We start from the raw sequence: 24,869 nt of genomic DNA, 5'->3' as shown, positions 1-24,869 counted from the left end.
TGCCGCCCTATGAATTCATTTCCGACACGCTCGTGAAGATCGGTTAAGGGGACGCGTCAGAATGGCTCACGAATCCAGCTACGTCCCCGGTAACGTCGTCGAGAAGTGGATCGACGATCGCCTGCCGATCATCCGGTGGTCCAAAGAACACCTGATGGACTACCCGACTCCGAAGAACCTCAACTACTGGTGGACCTTCGGCGCCATCCTCGCCTTCATGCTCGGTGTGCAGATCGTGACGGGCATCATCCTCGCGATGCACTATACCCCGCATGTCAGCCTCGCCTTCGACTCGGTGGAGCATATCCGCCGCGACGTGAACGGCGGCCGCATCATCCAGGCCGTGCATGCCACGGGCGCCTCGATGTTCTTTGCGGCGGTCTATATCCACATGTTCCGCGGGCTGTATTTCGGCTCGTACAAGGCGCCGCGCGAGATTCTGTGGATCCTCGGCGTGCTGCTGTTCGTCTTGATGGTGACCACTGCCTTCATGGGCTACGTGCTGCCGTGGGGTCAGATGAGCTTCTGGGCCGCCACCGTGATCACCAATATCCTGGGCGCCATTCCGGTGCTCGGCACTCCGATCCTCGAGCTGCTGCGCGGCGGTTTCGCCGTCGACAACGCAACGCTCAACCGCTTCTTCTCGCTGCACTACCTGTTGCCGTTCATCATCGCGGCGGTGGTGGCGCTCCACATCTGGGCGCTGCACGTGCCGGGCAACAACAACCCGATCGGCGTCGAGGTGAAGAACAGCCGCGAGACGGTGCCGTTCCACCCCTATTACACGATGAAAGACCTGTTCGCGATCATCGTGTTCTGCATCCCGTTCGCCTGGTTCGTGTTCTTTGCGCCCGATATCCTGGGGCACCCCGACAACTACATCATGGCCAACAGCCAGGTGACGCCGGCCCACATCGTGCCCGAATGGTACTTCCTGCCGTTCTACGCGATCCTGCGCGCCATCGACTTCAACATCCTGTTCATCGATTCGAAGCTCGGCGGCGTGATCTTCTTCGCCGGCGCCATCCTCGTGCTGTTCTTCGTGCCGTGGCTGGATACCAGCAAGGTTCGCTCGGGCACCTTCCGCCCGATCTTCAAGTGGTTCTACTGGCTGTTCGTTGCGAACTTCGTGTTCCTGACGTGGCTCGGCTCGGCACCGGCCGAGGGCATCTACGTGCTGCTCTCCAAGATCGCCACCGCCTACTACTTCATCTACTTCATCATCGTGCTTCCGCTGCTCGGACGCTTTGAGACGCCGCGGCCCCTGCCGACGTCGATCACGGAGTCCGTTTTGGCCAAGCACAAGGCGCCGGCGGCCGCTCAGCCTGCCGCTGCGTCGACGTCGCACTGACCCGGGGCTCAACGGCAATGATCAAGACCAAATCCATTATCGGCGCCCTGCTGGTGAGCATCCTCTTCGCCGTGGCTCCGGCCGCGGCGCAGGAGGGACACGCCACCCCCGAGATCAAGAAGGAGCCGTGGAGCTTTGCCGGCCCCTTCGGCACCTATGATCGCAACCAGCTGCAGCGCGGCTTCCAGGTGTTCAAGGAAGTCTGCTCGAGCTGCCACTCGGCGCGGCTGATGGCGTTCCGCAACCTCGGCGAGCCGGGCGGGCCCGAGTTCACCGAGGGCCAGGTGAAGGCGCTCGCCGCCGAGTACGAGATCACCGATGCCGAGGCCGAGGGTGGCAAGCGCCCGGGTATCGCGGCCGACCGCTGGCCGTCGCCGTTCGACACCGACCAGGATGCCCGTGACGCCAATGGGGGCGCAGTGCCGCCGGATTTCTCGGTGCTGGCCAAGGCCCGTGGCACGACGCAGCCGTTCCCGTGGTGGATCCTCAACTACTTCACCGCCTATTCGGAAGGTGGCCCGGATTACATCCACGCGCTGCTCAATGGCTATGTCGATCCGCCGCCGCATGGCGCCGAGGTGCCGGAAGGCAAGCACTACAACACCTACTTCCCGGGCCACGCGCTCGGCATGGCGCCGCCGCTCAGCGATGGCCTCATCACTTACGAGGAAGGCGAGACAGGCAGCGTGCCGCTGACCGTCGACCAGTACTCGCGTGACGTCGCTGCATTCATGATGTGGATGGCCGAGCCCCACCTCGTGGCCCGCAAGGAAGCCGGCTTCCAGGTGATCGCGTTCCTCTTGGTGTTCGCGGGCCTGATGTACCTGGTCAAGCGCAAGCTCTGGTCGCGCGTCGAGCATTAGGCTCGAGCGAGCCCCAAGCTGCTGCTGCAAATGAATACGCGAAGGGCCTCTCGGGGCCCTTTGTCGTCAGGGCCTTTCGCGATTGGACCGCGCCGGAGAAACCGGTTGGGCGCGACGGTTTCCCCACCCACCGGCTGTCATCCCAGCGAAAGCTGGGACCCAACTCTCCTCCGGTGCGAGCTGGAAAATGGGTCCCAGCTTTCGCTGGGATGACATCGTAGGTGGGGTGATCTTGGTGGTTCAACTCATCCGTGATGTGATCTAGGTGGCCGCAGTACTTGCGATCCTTGGCTGCATGGTTGATATTCTCAGGCGAAGTATCCCGGAGGCCCACATGTCGATCATCCGCGGCGCCCTTACGGCGGCAGCCCTGGCCAGGACCGTGGTCGCCCATCCGGTCGTCCGCGCGGGGATTGCCGCTGCGCCGCTGCTGTTGACGCCAAAGGTGAAGGCCGCTGCCAAGGATGCAACGCTGAACACCGCGTACAAGGCCGGCCAACTGGCGCGCAAGATCGTCGACGCCACGAAGAGATAGGTGAGTGGTGAATGGTGAATGGGGTTGCCGGCAACGGTGCCCCGACGCCAGGTTCACTTCACATTGCTCGCTGCCCACCATTCACAATTCACCACTCACCATTCACAGCACCGATGCTTGATCTGAAATCGCTCGTCCGCTCGATCCCCGACTATCCCAAGAAGGGCATCCTGTTCCGTGACATCACCACGCTGATCGAGGACCCCGCCGGATTCCGCGAGAGCGTCGATCGGCTGGCCGAACTGCATCGCGGCCTCGGCATCACCCATGTGGCTGGCATCGAGGCGCGTGGCTTCATCTTCGGGGCAGGGGTGGCGATTGCCCTCGGCGTCGGGTTCATCCCGGTGCGCAAGAAAGGCAAGCTGCCGGGGGAGACCATCGGGCAGAACTATGCGCTCGAGTACGGCGTCGATACCATCGAGATCCATGCCGATGTAATCGGGCCGGGTGACAAGGTGCTGCTGGTCGACGACCTGATCGCCACCGGCGGCACGGCTGTGGCGGCGGTGTCGCTGCTGCGGCGCACCGGGGCTGAGGTGTCGCATTCGGGGTTCGTCATCGACCTGTTCGACCTGGGCGGAGCGGACAAGCTGCGCGCGACCGGCGTCAGGGTCGAGGCGCTGATCCCGTTCGAGGGGCATTGATCTAAGGCCGGCAGCCTGGACGGAAGGGCTTGGTGCGCCTCCCCTTTGTGACAACCAGGGACCTGGTTGCGCTGGTCCAGGAACTGCTTTGTCCTTCGCCAAGGGGGCGCGGAAGGTTCGGTTGTCCGCTGGGCCCTGCAAGCCTCACTCGGTTGGGCATCCGGCCGCTCAATGCTGTTGGATGCCGCCAACTTTTCCGTCGTTCCGCCTAGCGACCCGCGACCAGGTATGGTTTTGTCCGCCGCGCATTTGTAACGTTGCAACGAGGATGTTTTGCATGGCTCTCTCCATTGGGCAGCGGCTGGACCGGATCAGGGTGCGGCTGGATGAGCTCACCTGGTGGCGGGAGCGCGAGACCGTGCCGGTCGGCGGCTGGACGCTGAACGGCAAGCCGATCGAAATCGGCGCGCCGTGGCCGAGCCGCGATGGGGTGCAGAGCTTTGCCGCCGGCGTTTCGGTACCGACGAACTGGCCGATCGCCGAGACCCGGCTGTTCCTCGATCTGGGCGGCGAAGCGCTGGCGACGCTGATCTATGCCGACGACAATGTCGGTTTCGGCAACGACCCCTACCACAAGGAATTTCCGGTCAGGGCGCACGATTTCCGCATCGAGGCGGAAGCGGTGGCGCGGCTGCCGTTCGGCGAACCGGTGCGGAAACCGCATCTCAACGACGCGCGGCTCTACTGGCTCGATGGCGCAGTGGACGCGCTGCGGCTGCGGCTGACGCAGGTGCACGAGGCGGCAACGGAACTGGGAGAGCACGAGGTGGTGCCGCACCTCGTCGCGGCGGCCGAGGAAGCCTTCTATGCACTCGAGTGGCCGTCGGGCACCGAGGACTATGTCTCGCGCTTTGCCGGCCAGCGAGGCCAGCAGAAGATCTGGCAGCTGCCGCCGCTCAAGGACAATCCGGCCCCGCTCAACGACGAGCAACGCCAGAGCGTCATCAAGGCCGACCTCAAGCTGATCGACCGGTTGCGCGACCTGCAGCAGCGCTTCCCGCAGCAGGGCGAGATCGCACTGACCGGCCACGCCCATATCGATCTCGCCTGGCTCTGGCCCTATGTCGAGACGCGCCGCAAGATGCGCCGCACCTTCTCGACCGCTGTGACGCTGATGGAAGGGAGCAACGAGTACCTGGCGCAGTCGGGCTTCCGCTTCAACCAGTCGACGGCGCATTACTACGCGCAGATCGAGGAAGACGATCCGACGCTGTTTCAGAAGATCAAGGCCAAGGTGGCGGCCGGCGGCTGGGAGACGGTGGGCGGCATGTGGGTCGAGCCTGACACCAACATGCCGACCGGCGAGAGCCTGACGCGGCAGATCCTCTATGGGCAGCGCTACTTCCAGCAGAAGTTCGGAGTGCGGCACCGGGTATGCTGGCTGCCTGACTGCTTCGGCTTTTCGGGCGGGTTGCCGCAGTTGTTGAAACAAGGCGGTATCGACTCGTTCTTCACCATCAAGGTGAACTGGAACGACACCAACACCATCCCGGCCGACCTGTTCTGGTGGGAGGGGATCGATGGCTCACGGGTGCTGACCCACACCTTCAACAACCCCTGGCACGGCTATAATGGCGCGGTGAACCCGCTCAGCATCCTGAAGACCTGGCGCAACTTCATGCAGAAGCCGCAGCATTCGACCTCGCTGCTTGCGGTGGGCTATGGCGATGGCGGTGGCGGGGTGACGCCGGAATATGTGGAGCGCGAAATGCAGCTGAGGGATTTCCCGGTGCTGCCCAAGGCGCGCTGGAGCCGGGTCGAGGATTTCTTCGCGGCGGCGCACGAGACCGGCAAAAACACCGAGCTGCCGGTGTGGCAGGGCGATATCTACCTCGAGCTGCACCGCGCGACGCTGACCACGCAGAGCGCCACCAAGAAAGCGCACCGGCAGGCCGAGCGGGCGCTGATCACCGCCGAAACGCTGGCCTCGCTGGCAGCGCTGCTCGGCGGCGAGCAGCCGGAGAGCCTCGAGCATATCTGGCGGGTGGTGCTGAAGAACGAGTTCCACGACATCCTGCCGGGATCCTCGATCGCCGAGGTCTATGAGGATGCCGAGCGCGAACTGAACGATGCGGTAGGGCGGGCGCTGGCGCGCCAGCAGATGGCGATGTCGGCGATCGTCAACCGCATTCCGAACGGCGATGTGGATGACGCGGTGATCGTGGTGAACCCCTCGCTCAGCCGCCGGCCGGTGCGGGTAACGCTGTCGGACGGCACGCATTTTTCGAGCGCCGACGTGATGGCGCCGCTCGGCATCAAGGTGTTCACCCGCGCGACGCTCGAGCCCCTGGCCGGCCTGTCGGTGAGCGAGAGCCACCTCGAGAACGCGCATCTGCGCGCCAGAATAGGGCTCGATGGCACGGTCACCAGCCTTGTGCACAAGGCCACGGGGCGCGAAGCGCTCAATGGCCGTGGCAACCAGCTCTGGGTCTACCCTGCCGACAAGCCGCGCGACTGGGACGCCTGGGACATCGAGGAGGACTACGCCAAAAAGGGCATCGAGCTGAACCGGCCCGAGAGCATCAAGGTGGTCGAGAATACCCCGGCGCGCGTCGCCATCCGGGTGGTCCGCCGCTTCCGCGCCTCGACGGTGGCGCAGACCTACAGCCTCGAAGCCAACGGGGTGCGGCTCGATATCGCCACCGAGATCGACTGGCACGACCGGCACTGTTTGCTCCGCACCCAGACGCCGGTGGCGGTGCGGGCAACGCACGCCACCTTCGAGCATGCCAATGGCGTGGTGCAGCGCACCACCCACACCAATACCAGCTGGGACCAGGCGCAGTTCGAGGTTCCGGGGCACCGCTTCGTCGACATGAGCGAGCCCGGCTTCGGCGTGGCGCTGCTGAACGATGCCAAGTACGGGCACAGCGCCAAGGGCAATGTGCTGGGACTGAGCCTCGTGCGCTCGCCGCTCTACCCTGATCCCCTGGCCGACGAGGGCGGCCAGCGCTTCACCTATGCGCTCTATCCGCATGCCGGCGAGTGGCACGAGGGCCGGGTGCGCGAGGAGGCCGAAGACCTGAACCAGCCGATGCTGGCTTCGGTCGCCAGTGGCGTCGCCGCGGCGCATTACGAGCCGATCGGGCTGGAGGGGATTCCGGCAGCGCTATCCGGATTCAAGCCGGCCGAGGATGGCAACGGACTGGTGCTGCGCGTCTACGAGCCGTCGGGGCGGCGCGGGGATTTCGCGGTAACGGTGCCGGAGGGCTGGGGGCTGAGCGAGAGCCTCAATATTCTCGAGGAGCCGATGGAACGCGGCGAGGGCGCGGGGCTCCGGCCGTTCGAGGTACGGAGCTGGCGGGTTTCCCGGGGGTAGGGGGCTGGAGCGTGGGGCCCACCCCCACCCAGCTCCGCTACGGCTTCGCCTAGCTGCGCTACCCTCCCCACAAGGGGGAGGGAGACGAAGGAGCCGAAGCTAACAGTCGGGTCTCCCTCCCCTTGATGGGGAGGGCAGCGCAGCTTGCCCGCACAGCGGGCTTAGCGGAGCTGGGTGGGGTGGGGCCACTTGCGCTGGCCCGCTTCACCCGCGCTCCACCGGTGAATCGGCGCGACCACCCCATTCGGTCCACGAGCCATCATAGACCGCGACATCCTTCGCCCCCGCAATGGCCAGCGCCAGCGCCACAGTCGACGCCGTCACTCCGGAGCCGCAGCTGGTGACGATCGGCCTCGTGACATCCACCCCGGCCTTGGCAAACAGCGCCCGGAGTTCTTCCGCCGATTTCAGCTGCCCGTTGGCCGTCACCTCGCTCGCCGGCACGCTCAAGCTGCCGGGAATGTGCCCCGAGGCGAGGCCCGGGCGCGGTTCGGGGGCTTCGCCGCGGAAGCGGTCGCCGGGGCGGGCGTCGACGATAGTCCTGGCTTTCGAGTGGGTGAGCTCGAGCACGGTGTCGAAATCCTGCACCAGGGCGGGCTGGTAGTGCGCAGCGAAGGTGCGCGGCGCCGGCTGCTCCTCGCCCGCGGCGGTGGGGCGAGCTTCGGCCCGCCATTTCGGGCCGCCGCCATCGAGCACCCGCACATCCTTTGCTCCCATGGCGCGGAACGTCCACCAGACGCGCGGGGCGGCAAAGACGCCGGCTTCGTCGTAGACGACGATGGTGTCGGTGTCGGCGATGCCGAGTTTGCCGACCGCGGCGGCGAAGGCCTCGGGGGTGGGCAGCATGTGGGGCAGGGTGGTGGTCTTGTCGGCGATATCGTCGATACCGAAGAACACCGCGCCGGGCAGATGGCTTTCGAGATACTCGGAATAGCCCTTGCGGCCAGTGGCCGGCATGTACCAGCTGGCATCGACGAGGACGATGTTGGGGTCGTCGAGGTGATCGGCAAGCCAGTCGGTGGTGACGAGAGGATTGGTCATGGGTGCTCCGCGATTTGCGGGGCACCTTAGAGCAGGACGGCACGCGGGTGAATCGGCTTGCGGGTCAAAGTGTTGCTGGATGGGGGAGAGGGGGAGAAGGACTTTGCGGGGGTTAGCGAAGCCCCCGATGTTGAAGGCGCTCACTGAAACCGCTGTGAAAGGAGCAGGTTACCGCTCCAGCACCAGCACATCGCTCGAGGCGATGCCGATGCGGACCGGGGCGCCGTGGGCGGGCGGTGGGGTGCGCTGGTCGTTGAAGGTGTCGAGGTTTACCGCGTTGTCGCCGAGATCGACCTTCAGGCGGATCACCGAGCCGAGGAAGCTGACTTCGGCCACCTTGCCGTCGAGCACGATGTCGCGCGTCGCGCCATTGGCGAGCGACACGGCTTCCGGCCGCATGGTCAGCGCCACCGCTTCGCCATTGCGGGCGGTGGCGGGGAGGGCCGGGATGGTGACGGTAGCGCCGCCGAGCGTCACGGTCTTCCGGCTGGCATCGGCGACAGTGGCGTTCAGCGTATTGAGCGTGCCGACGAAGGTCGCGACGAACCTGGTCTGCGGCCGGTTGTAGATCTCGAACGGCTGGCCGAACTGCTCGACATTGCCGGTGTTGAGCACGACGATGCGATCGGAGATCGACAGCGCCTCTTCCTGGTCGTGGGTCACGAACACCGTGGTGATGCCGAGCTCGCGCTGGATCTGGCGGATCTGCTCGCGCAGCGAAACGCGGATCTTGGCGTCGAGCGCCGAGAGCGGTTCATCGAGCAGCAGCATGCGGGGGCTGGGCGCCAGCGCGCGGGCCAGCGCTACGCGCTGCTGCTGGCCGCCGCTGAGCTCGAACGGGTAGCGCTTGCCGTAGCCGGAAAGCCCGATCAGCTTCAGCATCTCTTCGGTGCGGGCTTCGCGCTGCGGCTTGGGCATCCCGGCGATCTTGAGGCCGAAGCCGATATTGTCGGCGACGTTCATGTTGGGGAACAGCGCATAGGCCTGGAACACCATGCCGATCTTGCGCTGGTTGGGGGCGAGGCCGGAAATGTCCTTGTCTTCGACGAGGATGCGGCCGGAATCCGGCCGCTCGAAGCCGGCGATCATCCTGAGAATCGTGGTCTTGCCGCAGCCCGAGGGGCCCAGCAGGCTGACGAACTCGCCCTTGTCGAACGCGAGGTCGACGCCCTTCACCACCTGGTTGCCGCCAAAAGACTTGACCAGCTTTTCGATGCGCAGGAATTCGGTAGCCATGGTCTAGTCCCTACGGGCGGTTTTGGGGGCGAAGCGGGCGAGCAACTGGATCATGCCCATGGCGCCCCAGGTGATGACGAATGAAATGACGGCGAGCGCCGCAGGCTCGAAGGCCCGGTTGGCGCCGATATTCTGCATGTAGACTCCGAACACCTGGCGGTTGAGGAGGCTGGCGATGGTGAACTCACCGATGACGATGGCGAGGGTCAGGAAGGCGCCCGACAGCACCGCGACGATGATGTTGGGAAAGATCACCCTCAAGATGATGGTTGCCTGGTTGGCGCCGAGGATGTTGGCGGCCTCGGTCAGCGTCTGCACGTCGATGGTGCGCAGCCCCGTATCCACCGCCCGATACATGTAGGGCAGCGCCAGCGCCACATAGGCGAGGGTCAGCAGGATATCGGTGCCGAGGTTGGTGCCGAGCAGCGGCAGCGGCGACGAGGTGTTGTACATCCGGATATAGCCGAACACCAGAATGATGGCCGGAATGATCAGCGGCAGCAGCGTCACGAACTCGATGATCGGCCTGAGGTGCGGGGCGCGCAGCCTGACGTAGTAGGCCGCCGGCACGACGATCAGCAGCCCGACGACGATGGCGCAGACGCCGACGATCAGCGAATAGCTGAAGGAGGCCTGGAAGCGCCCGTCGGAGAACACCGAGGTATAGGCGTCGAAGGTATAGCCCTCGCGACGGATACGCAGCGAGAACTCGAAGGTGGCGAGCAGCGGCACGAGGAAATAGGCCGCGCCCAGGGCAAAGATGATCCAGCTCCAGAGCTTCCCCGATTTCACTTGAGCCACCTCTCGGCGCGGGTGCGGATGATGAGGTAGATGACGTTGGCGAAGGCGGTGATGACGATCATGCCGAGCGCCAGGGCAGCGCCGAGGCCGGGATTGTGCAGCACGTCGCCGCGGATCTGCGCATAGAGCAGGATCGGCACGATGTTGAGCGACGAGCCGGTGAGGGCGTAAGCGGTGGCAATGGCGCCAAAGGCATTGGCGAACAGCAGCGACAGGGTGCCGAGCAGGTTCGGCCACAGCACCGGCAGCCCGATATAGCGCCAGAACTGGCCGTTGGTAGCGCCGAGCGTCGCCGCAGCTTCACCCCACTCCTTCTTCAACCCGTCGATCGCCGGTGCGATGATGAGGATCATCAGCGGGATCTGGAAGTAGAGGTAAGTGATGGTGAGGCCCCAGAAGCTCAGGAGGTTGAAGCCGGATTTGTAGAGGTCGAAGCCGACGAACTTCAGCAGCACGGTGACCAGCCCGAGCCGGCCCAGTGTGGCGAGGAAGGCAAAGGCCAGCGGGATGCCGGCAAAGTTCGAAGCGACGCCGGAAAAGGTCATCACCGTCGAGCGGATGGCGGAGGGCAGGCGGCCGCGAATGATGGCGAGCGCGATGACGAGCCCGATGCCGGCGCCAAGAATGGCCGAGGCGGCCGAGACGCGGATCGAAATCCAGAACGAGGCGAGGATCTGCGGGGTGCCCAGATCAATGACGTTCTGCAGGGTGAAATTGCCTTGCGGGTCCTGGAAGGCGCCGACCACGAGGCCGAGCGTCGGGATCAACAGGAACAGCAGGGCGAAGATGATGAATGGCGCGATGGCGATGATGTCGCCGAGGCGGAGCTGAGCGAAGAACCGGAACGGGTTGCCACCGACGCGCACGGCCGGCCCGGTGGAAACCGGGCCGGCCGAGGTGTCAGCCGCAGAGCTGACATCGGTCATATTACTGGACGTTGGCGCCGACGACGGCGTCCCACTGGCCGGTGATCACTTCCTTGGCGGCAGCCTGCTCGTCGAGAGTCGGGAACACGGCCTTGGCATAGGCGTCGGCCGGCGGCAGCTTGTCGAGCAGCTCCTGCGGCACCTTGCCGTTGGCGGCGAGGTCGTTGAAGCGGATCGGGTGGCAATAGCCGGCGAGCCAGCCGAGCTGGCCTTCATCCGAGTAGAGGTATTCCATCCAGAGCTTGGCGGCATTCGGATGCGGCGCGAAAGCCGAAATCGCCTGGACGTAGACGCCGGCGACGACGCTGTCGGACGGCACGACGACTTCGGCCTTCGGGTTACCGGCAAAACCATCGCGCCAGGCGAGGGCGTTGTAATCCCAGGCCACGACGATCGGGGTGGTGCCCTGAGCAGTGGAAGCGGCCTTGCCGATCACGGGCACGAAGTTGCCGGATTTGTTGAGCTCGGCGAAGTAGGCGAGGCCAGCGTCAGCCGCGGCCTTGGCGTCGGTGGCACCGGTCGAGAGGCCGGCGCCATAGACGCCCTGGATGGCCTGGTTGGCGGCGCGCGGATCGCCGGCGAGCGCTACCGCATTGGCGTAGTCGGCGGCCTTGAGGTCGGCCCACGACGTCGGGACCTTGGAGACGAGGTCGGTGTTCACGAGGAACGACAGTACGCCGTAATAGTCGCCGTACCAGTAGCCCTCGGCGTCCTTGGCCGAATCCGGGATCGTGTCCCAGGTCGAGACCTTGTACGGCTGGATCAGGCCTTCGGCCTTGGCCGACGGGCCGAAGCTCAGGCCGACGTCGATCACGTCGGGCGCCTGCGGGCCGGTATTGCCCTTGTTGGCCTTGATCGCCTCGATTTCGTCGGCCGAGCCGGCATCGGGGTTCAGTTCGTTGATGGTGATGCCCGGATACTTGGCCTTGAAGCCTTCGATCACGGCGCCATAGCCGCACCAGTCGTGCGGCAGGGCGATGGTGGTCAGCTGGCCCTCGGCCTTGGCGGCTTCGTAGAGCGCCGTAAGGTCGGTCTGCGCCGAAACGGAGAAGGTCGAAGCGGCGAGGGCCGCGACCGATACCGAAGCGACGAGCGCATTCTTGAAGATCATTCTCAGTCTCCCTGGAATTTCTGGCTTCTTGTCCTGACTCGGGAGGAGCCCCTAAAGCCGCGTTTCACCTATTTTGGCCGTATGACAGCCACGTGACACCCCCAAGGTGCCGCAGTGGAATCCGGGCAATCGACAGCCCCGATAAAGTCAGGCAGCGCAGGCGAGACAGCGTTCGGACCCCCTCCGAAGTCAATTGTGACAATTGTGACAGTGCCCGTTTTGCTTGGGCGAGTCGAGATGGGGTCAGGAAAGCCAGATTAGAGCCGTTCCAAGCTGGGTCGATATTTCTTGAAGCGGACTGTCCACTTTGATAGGCCGCACTCAGCAATGGGCCCAACCGGCCTGCTCCAGGAGATTTCCCAATGAAGATCAGCACGCTTGCCCTCTCGATCGGCATGGCGGCGATGGGCGCCGGGCTTGCCAATGCCGCCGAGCCGACCGCCGACGCCATTCTGAAGACCTACGCCGATATCGCGCTCGCCGGCTACGAGGACGCGCTGACGACCGCCAAGGCGCTCGACGCGGCGACAGATGCGCTGATCGCCAACCCGAGCGAGGAAACGCTGGCGGCAGCGCGCGAAGCGTGGCGGGCATCGCGTCCGTCGTATCAGCAGACCGAGGCGTTCCGCTTCGGCAACCCCATCGTCGACGAGTGGGAAGGCAAGGTGAACGCCTGGCCACTCGATGAAGGACTGATCGACTATGTCGATGGCTCCTATGGCACAGAGAGCGACGAGAACGGGCTCTACACCGCCAACATCATTGCCAATTCCAGGATCACCATCGACGGCACCGAAGTCGATGCGGCCGAGATCACCCCGGCGTTCCTCCAGGATACGCTGCAGGAAGCGGGCGGCATCGAGGCGAACGTGGCGACCGGGTACCACGCCATCGAGTTCCTGCTCTGGGGGCAGGATCTGCACGGCACGGAAGCGGGTGCCGGCGAGCGGCCGTTCAGCGATTATTCGACCGATGCCAACGCCAAGCGGCGGGGCCAGTATCTCGACGCGGCGACGGACCTGCTCGTCAGCGATCTCGAGGAAATGGTCGCCAACTGGCAGGAAGGCGGAGCCGCCCGCACCGCGTTGGCGGAGCAGGGGATCGCCACCATCCTCACCGGCATGGGTTCGCTGTCGTTCGGCGAACTGGCTGGCGAGCGCATGAAGCTCGGCCTCTTGCTGCACGATCCGGAAGAGGAGCACGACTGCTTCTCGGACAACACCCACATCTCGCACCTCTACGATGCGGTCGGCATCCAGAACGTTTATCTGGGCACCTATACCCGCCAGGACGGCACCGAGGTTACCGGCCCGTCGATCTCGGAACTGATCGCAGCCAGGGATCCGGCGCTCGACACCGAGATCAAGGGCCTGCTCGACACCACGCTCACTGCCATGCACGCCATGGCGGACCGCGCCACGGGCGGCGAGGCCTATGACCAGATGATCGCCGAGGGAAACACCGAAGGGAATGCGGCCGTGCAGGCGGCGATCGATGGCCTGATCGCCCAGACCCGTGGTATCGAGCGCGCCGTGGCGCTGCTGGAGTTGGGCGACACGGTGACCATCGAGCAGTCCGACAGCCTGACCAACCCGGACGCGGTGTTCCAGTAAGGCGTTGCTCGGCGAAGATTCGGGTTTTCCAAAACTTTGTCGGCGCCGCGGGTTGAAAGAATCTGCGGCGCCGCATTTCATCCGGCTTATGGCCGGGAAGCCTAGGGTGCGAGACATGCACAAGCGCTTGACCGTTTTCCTGGTCATAACCCTTATTGCGGGTCTCGCCGTTGCCAGCGACGGTGGGACCCGTTCCGATCTGACCCCCAAGGACCTGAAACGGGTTCAGGCGGTCACGGCGCCCACCGGCGATTTTTCCAGCCCCGAGAACTTCGAGCAGTTGCCCGGCGGCGCCGGCACGGTGAAGAAGCGCGTCAACCAGGACATCTTCTCGTTCTCGTCGGCCAATATCAGCTTCGAGCAGGAAGCGGAGTTCAAGCTCGGCAATGCGCTGTTCCGCAAACTCTGGGTCTCGGCGCCGGCCTCGACCGAGGCGTCGGATGGGCTCGGCCCGCTGTTCAACGCGCGCGGTTGCCAGAACTGCCACCTGAAGGACGGGCGCGGCCATACGCCCTCCGGCAATGGCGACGACGCCGTTTCGATGTTCCTGCGGCTGTCGATCCCGCCGCGTAACGCGGCGGACCGCGCGGCGCTGGCTCGGGGCGACAAGGTGATCGACGAGCCGACCTATGGGGGTCAGCTGCAGGATTTCGCCATCCAGGGCATCAAACCCGAGGGCAAGATGGTGGTGAGCTACACCGATGACCCGGTGACGCTGGGGGACGGCACGGTGGTGACGCTGCGCCGGCCGAGCTACTCGGTCTCCGACCTCGCCTATGGCCCGATGGCCGACGACGTGCTGCTGAGCCCGCGCATCGCGCCGCCGATGATCGGCCTCGGGTTACTCGAGCAGGTGCCGCGCGAGGACATCCTTGCCAAAGCCGACCCCGAGGATCGCGACGGCGACGGCATTTCCGGCCGCCCCAACATGGTGCTCGACCCCGTGAGCGGGCAGCGCGAACTCGGCCGCTTCGGTTGGAAGGCCGGCGCCGCTTCCATTCGGGCGCAGTCGGCGGATGCCTTTGCCGGCGATATCGGCATCTCGACGCCGCTGGTGATGAAGCCGCATGGCGATTGCACTGCGGCAGAGGCCGCGTGCCGTGCCGCGCCGACCGGCGAGCAGGAACGGCTGGGCCCCTCCGAGGCCCCCGATCCGGTGCTCGACCTCGTCACCTTCTATTCGCAGAACCTGGGGGTGCCGCAACGCAGAAACGTCAGTGATCCTCAGGTCTTGAGAGGCAAGCAGGCGTTCTACGAAGCCAACTGCACCTCGTGCCACACGCCGAAATATGTGACCTCGCGGCGGGCGCCGATCGAAGCGCACAAGTTCCAGCTGATCTGGCCCTATACGGACCTGCTGCTGCACGACATGGGCGAGGGTCTTGCCGATAATCGCCCCGAGGGCGACGCCGACGGCTACGAATGGAAGACCCCGCCGCTGTGGGGGATCGGCCTCACCGAGACGGTGTCGGGCCACACCGAGTTTTTGCATGACGGGCGGGCGCGCAACCTCACCGAGGCCATCCTCTGGCATGGCGGCGAGGCGCAGAAATCGCGCGATGCGTTCGCAAACCTGCCGAAATCTCAGCGCGATGATCTGATCGCTTTTCTGGAGTCGCTGTGATGCGCCTGTTGCTTGCCGTCCTCTTCACGCTGATGGCGGCGCCGTCGATCGCCGAGGAGCAGAAGCTGACCGCGAAGGACGTGGTGTCGCTGGCGATCAACGAGGCGATCCGGCCCGGTTTCGCGCAGTATGCCGTCGAGACCACGGCGCTCCAGCAGGGCGTTGCCGAGCTCTGCGACGCTCCCTCAGAAGTGAACCTCGATGCGGCGCGCGACGCCTTCAAGTCGGCGGTCACCGCCTGGTCGCGGGTCGAGCTCTATCGCCTCGGGCCGCTGATGACCGAGAACCGCTACGACAAGGTGCTGTTCTGGCCCGACCGCAAGGGGATCGCGCTCAGGCAGGTGCAGGGCGTCCTGGCGGATGCCGACCTCGATGCCACCGACCCGACAAAGCTCGGCGGCAAGAGCGTCGCCATGCAGGGATTGGGAGCGCTCGAATTCCTGCTGTTCGGCACCGACGCCGAGCAGCTGACCACTGCCGCCGGCGCATTCCGCTGCCATTACTCGCGCGCCATCGCGACGCTGCAGGCCGATACCGCGGCGACGCTTTCGGCCGAGTGGAACGACCCCGCGGGCATTTCGAAACGGCTGCTCGAGCCCTCCGAGAGTGACCCGGACTATCGCAGCTTCCGGGAGGTGGCCGAGGCGCTGACCGGGCTCCTGGCGCATGGCACCGAGGCGATCCGCGACCAGCGGCTGCTGCCGTTCCTCGGCCGCGACGGGGCGGCGCCGAAACCGAAATCGGCTCTGTTCTGGCGCTCGGGGATGACAGTGCCCTCGATCAACGCCAATTTCGAGGGGCTCCGCGCGCTGCTCGAGAAATCGCGCATCGCCGAGGCTACGACGGCCGAAAACCTCTGGGTTTCCAACAGCGCCACGTTCGAGTTCGGCAATGCCGAGCGCGCCGGCAAGGTGGTGACCGAGCCGGTGGAGCAGGCACTTCAGGACCCCAAGCAGAAGAAGGCGCTCGACTACCTGGTGATCGTCACCCAGTCGCTCGACACCATCCTCGGCGAAAACCTCGCGGCGGCGCTCGGCCTGTCGGTCGGCTTCTCGTCGCTCGACGGAGACTGAGCATGTGGCAGCGCCGGGCATTCCTCAGGGCAGCGGGGGCGGGGTTCGCCGCGGCGCTGCTGCCGCATCGCGCCGAGGCGCTCGAGCGGGCCGAACTGGTGTTCGCCTCCTCGATCCAGAAGCGTGAAGGCGGCTTTGCCGCAGCGCTGGTGAGCGAACGGGGCAGGGTGATCTCGACCATCGCGTTGCCCGAGCGCGGGCACGACATCACCTTTTCGCCGACGGGGCAGGGCGTGGTGTTCGCCCGCCAGCCCGGCACCTTCGCGGTAATCTTCGACCCCAGTGGCGCCAGCCAACCGCAGACCCTGACCAGCGTCGAGGGCAGGCACTTTTTCGGCCACGGCGCCTTCTCGCCTGACGGCAAGCTGCTCTATGCCACCGAGAACGACTTCGACAATGCGCGGGGGGTGATTGGCATTTACGACGTTGCCGGTGGGTATGCGCGGATCGGCGAGTTCGACACCTTTGGCACCGGCCCGCACGAGATGCTGCTGATGCCCGACGGCGAGACCTTCGTCGTCGCCAATGGCGGGATCGAGACGCATCCCGATTACGGGCGCACCGAGCTCAACCTCGAGACCATGGACCCTTCGATCGCCTTTATCGGGAGGCGTTCCGGCGGGCTGATCGGTCAGATGCGGCTTGATAGCGGGTTGCATCAGCTGTCGATCCGCCACATGGCGTTCGATCACCAAAGCCGGGTGTGGTTCGGTTGCCAGTTCCGCGGACCATCGGCGGATCGCCCGCAACTGGTGGGGTACGCCACCCGCGACGGCGAGATCCGGCTGATCGAGCTGCCGGAAGCGACGCTGGGGAACTTGCGCAACTATGTCGGCTCGGTCGCCGCTTCCGCCGATGGCGGGCTGATCGGCGTCTCCTCGCCGGAAGGCAACACCATCCTCGCCATCGACCCCGATACGGCCACGGTGGTGGCGAGCCTCGGACTCGAGAACGGCTGTGGCATCGCGCCTGACAGTGTCGGGCTGCTGGCCTCGAGCGGGGAGGGGGCGCTGAGTGGGCTTGCCGGCTCTCCGGCGCCGCTGACGACGTTCGAGCTGAACTTCGACAACCACTTGCGGTTGTTGAAGGCGGTTTGAGGGGGGAGGTTCGGTGCCCTCCAGGGGGTGCTGGAGGGCACAACGCGCTCCCCCCACTCGGTGTCATCCCAGCGAAAGCTGTGACCCATCTCACCGCCCGCGCCGACCGATAGTTGGGTCCCAGCTTTCGCTGGGATGACCGCCGGATGAGGAGGAGACGGGAGTGCCCCCCATTCTCCTTCGAAGAGGGTCGGCGCGGGGTTTCGAGCCCTCGTCCTAAACCCCCGCCACCTTCCGCCCAAGCCACAACGGCCTGAGCCCGTCATAGGCCCAGTTGTACGCAAACGCGTAAGGCAGGAAGAACAGGAAGAAGCCGATATCCAGCACGAAGGCCTCGACCAGCGAGATGTCGAGCAGCCAGGCCGCCAGCGGCACGCCGACCAGCACCAGCCCGCCCTCGAAGCCAAGCGCATGCAGCGCCCGGACGGCAAGGGTGCGCGGCACCCGCGCCACGGGCCATAGCCGGTCGAAGATCATGTTGTAGACGACGTTCCAGCCCATCGCGGTGGTCGAGAGCAGGATGGCAAGCAGGCCGACATGGCCGAGCGGCCGGTCGAGCAGCCAGGCAGCGATCGGCGTGCAGATAACGAGCGCGATGACCTCGAAGCCGACTGCATGGCCGATGCGTTCGAAAAAGGAGCGGTTCTGGAGTTGCATGGTGTTCTCACACTTCAGCTGTTCGATTTCGCCCTCGACCTATCATCGATTTTTCAGTTATACCAAGATGGATAACATCGAGAAAATCGATAGATGCAGTATTCTCCGGAAGCCATGGAAGCCTTCGCCAGCGCGGCGGCGCTGGGTTCGTTCTCGGCAGCGGCGCGACAGCTCAACAAGAGCCAGTCGACCATCAGCACGGCGATCGCCAATCTCGAAGCCGATCTCGACCTGACGCTGTTCGACCGCAGCAGCCGGTTGCCGGTGTTGACGCCGGCCGGGCGGCGGGTCCTTGCGCATGTGCAGGACATCCTGGCGGCCAGTGAGCGGCTCGAGGCGTTGAGCGTGCGCCTTTCCGACAAGGTGGAGCCGCGGCTGACGGTGGTCCTCTCCGACACCTATGGGCAGAGCGACCATCTCGAGTTGATGCAGGAGTTCGAGCGGCGCTATCGCGATATCGAACTCGAATGCCTGATCGCCGAAGGGCCTGACGTCATCGACCTCTTGCAGTCGGGGCGTGCGCACCTGGCGGTGACGGCGGCGGAACCAGGCTATCCAAGCGGCATCGCCTCGGCCCGGCTGGCCGAGCCGACCCGCATGGGGGTGTTCGTGGCGCGCGGGCATCCGCTCGCCGTCGACGCCAGCCCGAGCCCTGAGCAACTGGCGGCGACGCGGCAGATCTACCTCAAAGGCTATGTCGGGGGCGGCGTCCGGCCGCTCGGGCTCGCCTGGTCGGCGCCGAGCTACCTGATGCTGCTGGAACTGACACAGCAGGGGTTCGGGTGGGCCGAACTGCCCGACTGGCTGGTTCGCCAGTATGCCGGCGACACGCTGGTGGAGCTTACGCTGCGGGGCTGGCCGCGGCTGCTGCCGGTCGACGCGCTGTGGTCGCGCAGCAATCCGCCGGGGCCGGCGGGGCAGTGGCTCCTGGATGGCCTGCTGGGCGAGCGGCGGGGGTAGGGCGCGCCAAGGCTAACAGTCGGCGGCCTCTCCCCCGTGCGGATGGGCCCCTTGCGCTGACGGTGCCACACCGCCCCCTCTCCCCAGAGGGCGAAGGGGCGCACGTCGCACCGACTGCGGCAAGCAACCAGCATCGCCTTCAGCCTAGTTGGCCAACCTTTCCGCGACCTGATCCTTCAGGCGCTGGAATGGCTGGCACCGAAGCTCGATGCGAAATGCGGGCGGTAGGGTATTACCTATGGAGAACTGAGCGGGCAGGAGGCGTCGATGCAAGAGTTCGTCTGGAGCGGCAGTGTCGAGCCGTGCCTCGATGGGCCGCGCATCCATACGTATGGTCGGGTCGCCATCGGGCTTTGCGGCGGTAACGCCGCGATGGGGGCGAAGAAGAACGAGGATGCGGCCTTGGTGTGGGCCGGTGAAGACTGGGTCTTCGCCGTCATCCTCGATGCGCATGCCAGCTCGGAGAGCGCCGATGCGGTGCTCGAGTTGTTCGAGACGGGGAGGCCGGAGTTGCTGGCGCTGATCGAGCGGCCGCAGCCGTCGCATGTGGAGGTGCAGGCAGCAGTGACGCGGCTGTTGTTCGATGCAGCGCCGCAACTGGCGCGGGTGCGCGGCGAGACGGCGTGTCTCGTCTCCTACCAGCAGGGCGGCTTCCTGATGTGGCTGTCGATCGGCGACAACCAGCTCTACCTGTTGCACCCCGAGTTGCAGCAGCTCGGGCAGTTCACCCTCACGGTGCGCAACTATTTCGAGTGGATCGGCGAGCGGAGCAGCCTCGCGCTGGACGTGCCGTGCTTTTCGACCGGCATCCGACAATTGCGCAAGGGAATCAACACCATCGCGCTGGTAACGGATGGGTTACTGGAGGCTGGCGACCGGGTGTTCGAGGATCCGGCCCGGGTCAGCCGCGAGCTCCTGTCGCCAGCCGGCATATCGGAGGCGATCTCGACGATGCTGGGGGAGGTGCACCAGCAGGGCGGCAGGGACAGCGCCACGGTGATCGCCTGGCAGGTGGACAATCCGCGGATGGGGCTGATGCCGTCGGGGTGAGGGGGTCTTTGGTGCATCGGGCATCGCCGCAGCGGCGCCAGCGCAGCCCATGCTACCCCGAAAATGCCGCCCATCACCGGCGTCATCCCAGCGAAAGCTGGGATCCAACTCCCGGCTGGTGCGGGCGGTGAAATGGGTCCCTGCTTTCGCAGGGATGACACCGAGTTTGATGAGGTTGCGGTGGGTTGGCCACAGGTAAGTGTCACCTTCGACACCACTCCTACCTCGGCGCCGGCCCCGTCGACTCGCGCAGCACCAGCTCCACCGGCCACAGTTCGTGGATCGAGCCGGGCGGCTTGCCGTCCTGCATCTGCAGCAGCAACTCGGCAATGCGGGCGCCGGCCGCGCGGATCGAGGAGCGGGTGGTCGACATGGAGGGGACCATGTTGTCTGCGTTGAGGTAGGGGAAGACGTCGTCGTGGGCGATCATCGACACGTCCTTGCCCAGTTCCAGCCCGGCGAGGCGGATGGCGCGGAACACCCCGAGCGCCGTCATCATCGAGCCGGCGAGGAAAGCGGTGGGCCGGGGGCGCCGCTCGAGGAAGGCCTGCGCCAGGCGGAAGCCGTTTTCGTCGGTGAAGCGGCCGCCACCGATCAGTTGCGGATCGGGGGAGAGGCCGCGGGCTTCCATGGCGCTGCGGAAACCGCGGGCGCGGTGGATGGCGAAAGTCTGGTCCTCGGGGCCGTTGATCATGGCGATGCGGGTATGGCCGAGGTCTAGCAGGTGGCTGGTGGCGCGGCGGAAGGCCCCCTCGTTATCGATGTCGAGCCAGGCATGCGGAATCTTGACGTTGTCGGCGCGCCCGTGCAGCAGGAACGGCATGCCCAGTTCGGTCAGCGCCGCGATGCGTTCGTCATTGGGCGTCGGGGCCGAGAGCACCAGCGCATCGACGCGCTTGCTGGCAACCAGCCGGCGGAACACCGGCACTTCATCGTCGGCATCGATCGGGGTCACCACGATATCGATGTCGTGCTGCGCCATGCGTTCGGAAATGCCGGAGAGGAACTCGGCGGTGTGCGGGCCGAAATGCAGCGAGCGCTGCAAGGGCAGGGTTACGCCGATGGCGCCGGAACGCCCGGTGGCCAGGCGGCGGGCACTGACATTGGCGCGATAGCCGAGCCGGCGTGCCGCCTCGCTGACGCGTTGGCGGGTCGCCTCGTTGACCTCCGGAAAGCCGTTCAGGGCACGACTGACCGTCGTCTGCGACAGCCCCAGCTCCGCGGCCAAGTCTTTGAGTTTCATCACCAAATTCGCCTGCGCCCGTCAACGGCGCGCGGTGGTGTTCCACTCGCGAACCAAGCCCCGACGCGGAGCCTACAGCCGGACGCCCTCCTCACCAAGTGCCGCATTCAAAGCGATTTGGAAAGCAAACGCAAGGGGCACACGAGCGGCGACGCGGCACTAACATTTCTGACGTTCGTACCTCAAAGCCGAAGGGGGGCGTTTTCGGGCGTTAACGGATGACATCACTTAATGAATTGATATTGAATGATTATTTGTCGCGTCGGTGGCGGCGTTAAGGAATGGGTGGCGAATCTTGCTTGACAGCATTTGACCGCTCTGGCTACTTTCTACTCAAAGCGCTTTGGATGACTTTTGCGGGGCGGATAGCCCTCGGTCCTGGCGTTTTGGTGGGAGGAACTGACTGCGGACCAACGCCGAAAGGCGCCGGTCGCGTTTGGCTGCCTCCCGGTCATGTCTGTCCTTTGGGAGGAAGAATAATGAAAATGAAGTCCTTGATGCTCGGTCTGCTGATGAGCGTGTCGGCTGTCGCGACGGTTCAGGCCGCCGACCTGCAGATCGTGCTCGGCGACACCGGCACCGGCCTGCAGTTCCTGCAGGGCCAGGTTGAGCGCTATATGGCGGCCAACCCGGAAGACAAGGTGACGATCGTGCCGATGCCGTCGTCGACCTCCGACCAGTTTGGCCAGTACAAGCTGTGGCTGGCGGCCGGCAACACCGACATCGACGTCTACACCACCGACGTGATCTGGGCCCCGCAGCTCGCCGATCACCTCACCGACCTGACCGAGGCGACCAAGGACATCATCGGCGGGTATTTCCCGGCGATCGTCGAGTCGCAGACCGCCAACGGCAAGCTCGTGGCGCTCCCCTCGTTCACCGACGCTCCGGCGCTCTACTACCGCAAGGACCTGCTCGAGAAGTACGGCAAGTCCGTGCCCAAGACCTGGGACGAACTGGCGGCGACCGCCAAGGAAATCCAGGACGGCGAACGCGCTGCCGGGAACAAGGACATGTGGGGCTTCGTGTGGCAGGGCAATGCCTATGAAGGCCTGACCTGCGATGCGCTCGAGTGGGTGAAGTCGTCGGGTGGCGGCCAGATCGTCGAGCCCGATGGCACGATCTCGATCAACAACGAGAAGGCCGCTGCGGCCATCGACCGCGCCAAGGGCTGGGTCGGCACGATCTCGCCGGAGGGTGTCCTCGCCTATGGCGAAGAAGAAAGCCGTGGCGTCTGGCAGCTCGGCAATGCGGTGTTCATGCGCAACTGGCCGTATGCCTACGGCCTCGGCAACGGCGCCGACTCGGCGGTGAAGGACAAGTTCGACGTGACGACCCTGCCGGTCGGCGCCGAGGGCGATGCTCCGGCGGCAACGCTGGGCGGCTGGAACCTGGCGGTGTCGAAGTACTCGCCGGACCAGGACGCGGCGATCCGCCTCGTGAAGTTCCTCTCCTCGCCCGAGGAGCAGAAGCTGCGTGCCATCGAGCAGACCAACCTGCCGACGCTCGTCGCCACCTATGACGATCCGGATGTGGCCGCCAAGGCGCCGATCATCCCGCTGTGGAAGGACGTGTTCCTCAACGCCGTGCCGCGTCCGTCGGGCCCGACCGGCCTCAAGTACAACGAGGTTTCCTCGCTGTTCTGGTCGGCCGTGCATGACACCCTGTCGGGCAACGGCACCGGCGCCGAGAACCTCGAACTTCTCGAAGCCAAGCTGACCGAACTCAAGGGCGACGCCTGGTAAGGCCCGCCTCGACTTTCCGGCACGGGCGGCGCAGGCTGCCCGTGCCTTCTATCTCTGCAGCAGGGGGAGCCGATGACCGCTGAAGCTACAGCAGGTACCGTCGTTCGCACGCAGCCACAGATCAAGTCCGAGCTGATGAAGTCGCGCGTTGCGGCGGCCATGTGGTTCCTGGTGCCGATGCTGGTGGCGCTGGCCATCGTCGCCGGCTGGCCGCTGCTCCGAACGATCTATTTTTCGCTGACCAACACCTCGCTGAACGACCTCTATGGCGGCGATTTCGTCGGCTTCAAGAATTACCTGAGCTGGACCACCCTGAAGAGCGGACGCACCGTGTTCTCCGGGCTGCTGGTCGATCCGGCCTGGTGGAATGCGGTGGGCAATACACTGCGCTTCGCGGTGATTTCGGTGACGCTCGAAACCGTCATCGGCATGATCGTGGCGCTGGTGCTCAACGCCGAATTCAAGGGGCGCGGCATCGTGCGCGCCGCCATCCTGATCCCGTGGGCGATCCCCACCATCGTTTCGGCCAAGATGTGGAGCTGGATGCTGAACGACCAGTTCGGCATCATCAACGACCTGTTCCTCAGCCTCGGCATCATCAGCCAGAAGGTCGCCTGGACCGCCACTGCTGACACGGCGATGACGGCGGTGCTGATCGTCGATATCTGGAAGACCACGCCGTTCATGGCGCTGCTGATCCTTGCGGGCCTGCAGATGGTGCCCAAGGACGTGTACGAGGCCGCCAAGATCGACGGGGTGCATCCGGTCAAGGTGTTCTTCAAGGTGACGCTGCCGCTGGTGCGGCCGGCGGTGATGGTGGCGGTGATCTTCCGCCTGCTCGACGCCATGCGCATCTTCGATCTGATCTATGTGCTGACGCCCAACAGCAAGGCCACCAAGACCATGTCGGTGATCTCGCGCGAGAACCTGTTCGATTTCGACAAGTTCGCCTACGGCTCGGCGCAATCGACGCTGCTGTTCCTGATGATCGCGGTGATGACCGGACTCTATATCTGGCTGGGCAAGGTTCGGTTCGACGGGGGAGACCGCTGATGACCATGGACCTTTGGGCGATCACCAAGCGCGTCGCCTTCTATGCGCTGGTGCTGTTCATCGTGGTGGTGGCGGTGTTCCCGTTCTACTACGCCATCCTCACCAGCTTCAAATCCGGCACCGACCTGTTCCGGGTCAGCTACTGGCCGACCTCGTTCTCGCTCGACAACTACGTCGCGGTGCTGAATGTCGGCGACTTCCCGCGCAACGTGCTGAACTCGATCTTCGTCGCCTCGGTCACCGTGCTCTTGGCGCTGTTCCTCGCGGTCACCGCGTCGTTCGCGCTGAGCCGGGTGCGGTTCCGGGGCAGGGGGCTGATCCTGATGACCATCCTCGGGGTCTCGATGTTCCCGCAGATCGCGGTGCTCGCCGGCCTGTTCGAGGTGATCCGCTTCCTCGGCATCTACAACACGCCCTGGGCGCTGATCTTTTCGTACACGATCTTCACGCTGCCGTTCACCGTGTGGGTGCTCACCACCTTCATGCGCGACCTGCCGATCGAGATCGAAGAGGCAGCCATCGTCGATGGGGCGACACCGTGGGTGATCATCACCCGGGTGTTCATGCCGCTGATGTGGCCGGCCCTGGTGACGACGGGCCTGCTGGCCTTTATCGGGGCGTGGAACGAGTTCCTGTTCGCCCTGACCTTCACCTCGTCCAATGCGACGCGCACCGTGCCGGTGGCCATTGCGCTGCTCTCGGGCGGCACGCAGCACGAAATCCCGTGGGGCGCGATCATGGCGGCATCGGTGATCGTCACCGTACCGCTGGTCATCCTCGTCCTCGTCTTCCAGCGCAAGATCATTTCCGGCCTGACCGCCGGCGGCGTAAAGGGCTAAATCCATGGCGCATATCGAACTCAAGAACATCAAGAAGTCCTTTGGCCTCGTCGATGTGATCAAGGGCGTCGATCTCGAGATCTTCTCG

The 24,869-nt window shown here is 65.2% G+C and carries 21 protein-coding genes; 14 read left to right on the top strand and 7 right to left on the bottom strand.

Annotation, left to right across the window (positions count from 1 at the left end):
* Positions 1-61: 61 nt before the first annotated feature.
* The 5 genes from VGV07_RS27325 to VGV07_RS27305 all read left to right on the top strand — a co-directional run bounded on the left by VGV07_RS27325 (position 62) and on the right by VGV07_RS27305 (position 6,712).
* Positions 62-1,351: a cytochrome b gene (locus VGV07_RS27325; protein ID WP_326871891.1), complete on the top strand. Its 1,290-nt coding sequence runs from the start codon at positions 62-64 to the stop codon at positions 1,349-1,351.
* Between the two features lie 17 nt (positions 1,352-1,368).
* Positions 1,369-2,214 carry a cytochrome c1 gene (locus tag VGV07_RS27320; protein WP_326871890.1) on the top strand — a complete coding sequence of 282 codons (846 nt, stop codon included), beginning with the start codon at positions 1,369-1,371 and terminating at the stop codon, positions 2,212-2,214.
* Between the two features lie 334 nt (positions 2,215-2,548).
* Positions 2,549-2,749: a hypothetical protein gene (locus VGV07_RS27315; protein ID WP_326871889.1), complete on the top strand. Its 201-nt coding sequence runs from the start codon at positions 2,549-2,551 to the stop codon at positions 2,747-2,749.
* A 113-nt stretch (positions 2,750-2,862) separates the two neighbouring features.
* Positions 2,863-3,393 carry an adenine phosphoribosyltransferase gene (locus VGV07_RS27310; protein WP_326871888.1) on the top strand — a complete coding sequence of 177 codons (531 nt, stop codon included), beginning with the start codon at positions 2,863-2,865 and terminating at the stop codon, positions 3,391-3,393.
* Between the two features lie 277 nt (positions 3,394-3,670).
* Positions 3,671-6,712, top strand: coding sequence for an alpha-mannosidase (locus tag VGV07_RS27305; RefSeq protein ID WP_326871887.1), 3,042 nt, complete (start codon positions 3,671-3,673; stop codon positions 6,710-6,712).
* Positions 6,713-6,916: 204 nt separating this feature from the next.
* Here VGV07_RS27305 and sseA read toward each other — a convergent pair whose 3' ends face one another.
* The 5 genes from sseA to VGV07_RS27280 form a co-directional block, all read right to left on the bottom strand.
* Complete coding sequence (sseA, locus tag VGV07_RS27300; RefSeq protein ID WP_326871886.1) at positions 6,917-7,753, bottom strand: 3-mercaptopyruvate sulfurtransferase; 837 nt, start codon at positions 7,751-7,753, stop codon at positions 6,917-6,919.
* Positions 7,754-7,921: 168 nt separating this feature from the next.
* On the bottom strand, positions 7,922-8,989 hold the full coding sequence (locus tag VGV07_RS27295; protein ID WP_326871885.1) for an ABC transporter ATP-binding protein: 1,068 nt from the start codon (positions 8,987-8,989) through the stop codon (positions 7,922-7,924).
* Positions 8,990-8,992: 3 nt separating this feature from the next.
* Complete coding sequence (locus VGV07_RS27290) at positions 8,993-9,781, bottom strand: ABC transporter permease (protein ID WP_326871884.1); 789 nt, start codon at positions 9,779-9,781, stop codon at positions 8,993-8,995.
* Positions 9,778-10,716: an ABC transporter permease subunit gene (locus VGV07_RS27285; protein WP_326871883.1), complete on the bottom strand. Its 939-nt coding sequence runs from the start codon at positions 10,714-10,716 to the stop codon at positions 9,778-9,780. Before VGV07_RS27285 ends, VGV07_RS27290 begins: the two co-directional genes overlap by 4 nt.
* 1 nt (position 10,717) lies before the next feature.
* Positions 10,718-11,827 (bottom strand): ABC transporter substrate-binding protein, encoded by a 1,110-nt coding sequence (locus VGV07_RS27280; RefSeq protein ID WP_326871882.1) that lies wholly within the window; start codon positions 11,825-11,827, stop codon positions 10,718-10,720.
* 362 nt (positions 11,828-12,189) lie between these two features.
* Here VGV07_RS27280 and VGV07_RS27275 point away from each other — a divergent pair, with 362 nt between their 5' ends.
* The 4 genes from VGV07_RS27275 to VGV07_RS27260 all read left to right on the top strand — a co-directional run bounded on the left by VGV07_RS27275 (position 12,190) and on the right by VGV07_RS27260 (position 17,234).
* Positions 12,190-13,440, top strand: coding sequence for an imelysin family protein (locus VGV07_RS27275; RefSeq protein WP_414650005.1), 1,251 nt, complete (start codon positions 12,190-12,192; stop codon positions 13,438-13,440).
* 115 nt (positions 13,441-13,555) lie between these two features.
* The gene (locus VGV07_RS27270; protein ID WP_326871881.1) at positions 13,556-15,064 is read left to right on the top strand and encodes a di-heme oxidoredictase family protein; all 1,509 of its coding nucleotides are present in this window, start codon (positions 13,556-13,558) and stop codon (positions 15,062-15,064) included.
* Positions 15,064-16,137, top strand: a complete 1,074-nt coding sequence (locus tag VGV07_RS27265; protein WP_326871880.1) for an imelysin family protein — start codon at positions 15,064-15,066, stop codon at positions 16,135-16,137. The genes VGV07_RS27270 and VGV07_RS27265 overlap by 1 nt, the downstream gene beginning before the upstream one ends.
* A 2-nt stretch (positions 16,138-16,139) precedes the next feature.
* The gene (locus VGV07_RS27260; RefSeq protein ID WP_326871879.1) at positions 16,140-17,234 is read left to right on the top strand and encodes a DUF1513 domain-containing protein; all 1,095 of its coding nucleotides are present in this window, start codon (positions 16,140-16,142) and stop codon (positions 17,232-17,234) included.
* A gap of 216 nt (positions 17,235-17,450) precedes the next feature.
* Here the strand turns inward: VGV07_RS27260 and VGV07_RS27255 are convergent, their stop codons facing one another.
* Positions 17,451-17,891, bottom strand: coding sequence for a multidrug/biocide efflux PACE transporter (locus VGV07_RS27255; protein ID WP_326871878.1), 441 nt, complete (start codon positions 17,889-17,891; stop codon positions 17,451-17,453).
* A gap of 93 nt (positions 17,892-17,984) precedes the next feature.
* On the opposite strand from VGV07_RS27255, the gene VGV07_RS27250 reads away from it, so the two are divergent.
* Both VGV07_RS27250 and VGV07_RS27245 read left to right on the top strand, forming a co-directional pair.
* Positions 17,985-18,851: a LysR family transcriptional regulator gene (locus VGV07_RS27250; protein WP_326871877.1), complete on the top strand. Its 867-nt coding sequence runs from the start codon at positions 17,985-17,987 to the stop codon at positions 18,849-18,851.
* Positions 18,852-19,118: 267 nt separating this feature from the next.
* Complete coding sequence (locus VGV07_RS27245; protein WP_326871876.1) at positions 19,119-19,901, top strand: protein phosphatase 2C domain-containing protein; 783 nt, start codon at positions 19,119-19,121, stop codon at positions 19,899-19,901.
* Positions 19,902-20,121: 220 nt separating this feature from the next.
* Here VGV07_RS27245 and VGV07_RS27240 read toward each other — a convergent pair whose 3' ends face one another.
* The gene (locus VGV07_RS27240) at positions 20,122-21,144 is read right to left on the bottom strand and encodes a substrate-binding domain-containing protein (RefSeq protein WP_326871875.1); all 1,023 of its coding nucleotides are present in this window, start codon (positions 21,142-21,144) and stop codon (positions 20,122-20,124) included.
* Between the two features lie 479 nt (positions 21,145-21,623).
* Here VGV07_RS27240 and VGV07_RS27235 point away from each other — a divergent pair, with 479 nt between their 5' ends.
* The 3 genes from VGV07_RS27235 (at position 21,624) to VGV07_RS27225 (ending at position 24,781) form a co-directional block, all read left to right on the top strand.
* Positions 21,624-22,889, top strand: a complete 1,266-nt coding sequence (locus tag VGV07_RS27235; RefSeq protein WP_414650004.1) for an ABC transporter substrate-binding protein — start codon at positions 21,624-21,626, stop codon at positions 22,887-22,889.
* 135 nt (positions 22,890-23,024) lie between these two features.
* Complete coding sequence (locus tag VGV07_RS27230) at positions 23,025-23,942, top strand: carbohydrate ABC transporter permease (protein ID WP_414650006.1); 918 nt, start codon at positions 23,025-23,027, stop codon at positions 23,940-23,942.
* Positions 23,943-23,947: 5 nt separating this feature from the next.
* Positions 23,948-24,781 carry a carbohydrate ABC transporter permease gene (locus VGV07_RS27225; RefSeq protein ID WP_326871892.1) on the top strand — a complete coding sequence of 278 codons (834 nt, stop codon included), beginning with the start codon at positions 23,948-23,950 and terminating at the stop codon, positions 24,779-24,781.
* Positions 24,782-24,869 lie beyond the last annotated feature (88 nt).

The sequence above is a fragment of the Devosia sp. genome, from assembly GCF_035944845.1.
Classification (GTDB): domain Bacteria; phylum Pseudomonadota; class Alphaproteobacteria; order Rhizobiales; family Devosiaceae; genus Devosia_A.
This window is presented reverse-complemented; position numbering and strand designations above follow the sequence as displayed.

Coding starts and splice junctions, on each gene's coding strand:
- VGV07_RS27325 (WP_326871891.1), top strand. CDS start 62: ATGGCTCACGAATCCAGCTACGTCCCCGGTAACGTCGTCGAGAAGTGG.
- VGV07_RS27320 (WP_326871890.1), top strand. CDS start 1,369: ATGATCAAGACCAAATCCATTATCGGCGCCCTGCTGGTGAGCATCCTC.
- VGV07_RS27315 (WP_326871889.1), top strand. CDS start 2,549: ATGTCGATCATCCGCGGCGCCCTTACGGCGGCAGCCCTGGCCAGGACC.
- VGV07_RS27310 (WP_326871888.1), top strand. CDS start 2,863: ATGCTTGATCTGAAATCGCTCGTCCGCTCGATCCCCGACTATCCCAAG.
- VGV07_RS27305 (WP_326871887.1), top strand. CDS start 3,671: ATGGCTCTCTCCATTGGGCAGCGGCTGGACCGGATCAGGGTGCGGCTG.
- sseA (WP_326871886.1), bottom strand. CDS start 7,753: ATGACCAATCCTCTCGTCACCACCGACTGGCTTGCCGATCACCTCGAC.
- VGV07_RS27295 (WP_326871885.1), bottom strand. CDS start 8,989: ATGGCTACCGAATTCCTGCGCATCGAAAAGCTGGTCAAGTCTTTTGGC.
- VGV07_RS27285 (WP_326871883.1), bottom strand. CDS start 10,716: ATGACCGATGTCAGCTCTGCGGCTGACACCTCGGCCGGCCCGGTTTCC.
- VGV07_RS27280 (WP_326871882.1), bottom strand. CDS start 11,827: ATGATCTTCAAGAATGCGCTCGTCGCTTCGGTATCGGTCGCGGCCCTC.
- VGV07_RS27275 (WP_414650005.1), top strand. CDS start 12,190: ATGAAGATCAGCACGCTTGCCCTCTCGATCGGCATGGCGGCGATGGGC.
- VGV07_RS27270 (WP_326871881.1), top strand. CDS start 13,556: ATGCACAAGCGCTTGACCGTTTTCCTGGTCATAACCCTTATTGCGGGT.
- VGV07_RS27265 (WP_326871880.1), top strand. CDS start 15,064: ATGCGCCTGTTGCTTGCCGTCCTCTTCACGCTGATGGCGGCGCCGTCG.
- VGV07_RS27260 (WP_326871879.1), top strand. CDS start 16,140: ATGTGGCAGCGCCGGGCATTCCTCAGGGCAGCGGGGGCGGGGTTCGCC.
- VGV07_RS27255 (WP_326871878.1), bottom strand. CDS start 17,891: ATGCAACTCCAGAACCGCTCCTTTTTCGAACGCATCGGCCATGCAGTC.
- VGV07_RS27250 (WP_326871877.1), top strand. CDS start 17,985: ATGCAGTATTCTCCGGAAGCCATGGAAGCCTTCGCCAGCGCGGCGGCG.
- VGV07_RS27245 (WP_326871876.1), top strand. CDS start 19,119: ATGCAAGAGTTCGTCTGGAGCGGCAGTGTCGAGCCGTGCCTCGATGGG.
- VGV07_RS27240 (WP_326871875.1), bottom strand. CDS start 21,144: ATGAAACTCAAAGACTTGGCCGCGGAGCTGGGGCTGTCGCAGACGACG.
- VGV07_RS27235 (WP_414650004.1), top strand. CDS start 21,624: ATGAAAATGAAGTCCTTGATGCTCGGTCTGCTGATGAGCGTGTCGGCT.
- VGV07_RS27230 (WP_414650006.1), top strand. CDS start 23,025: ATGAAGTCGCGCGTTGCGGCGGCCATGTGGTTCCTGGTGCCGATGCTG.
- VGV07_RS27225 (WP_326871892.1), top strand. CDS start 23,948: ATGGACCTTTGGGCGATCACCAAGCGCGTCGCCTTCTATGCGCTGGTG.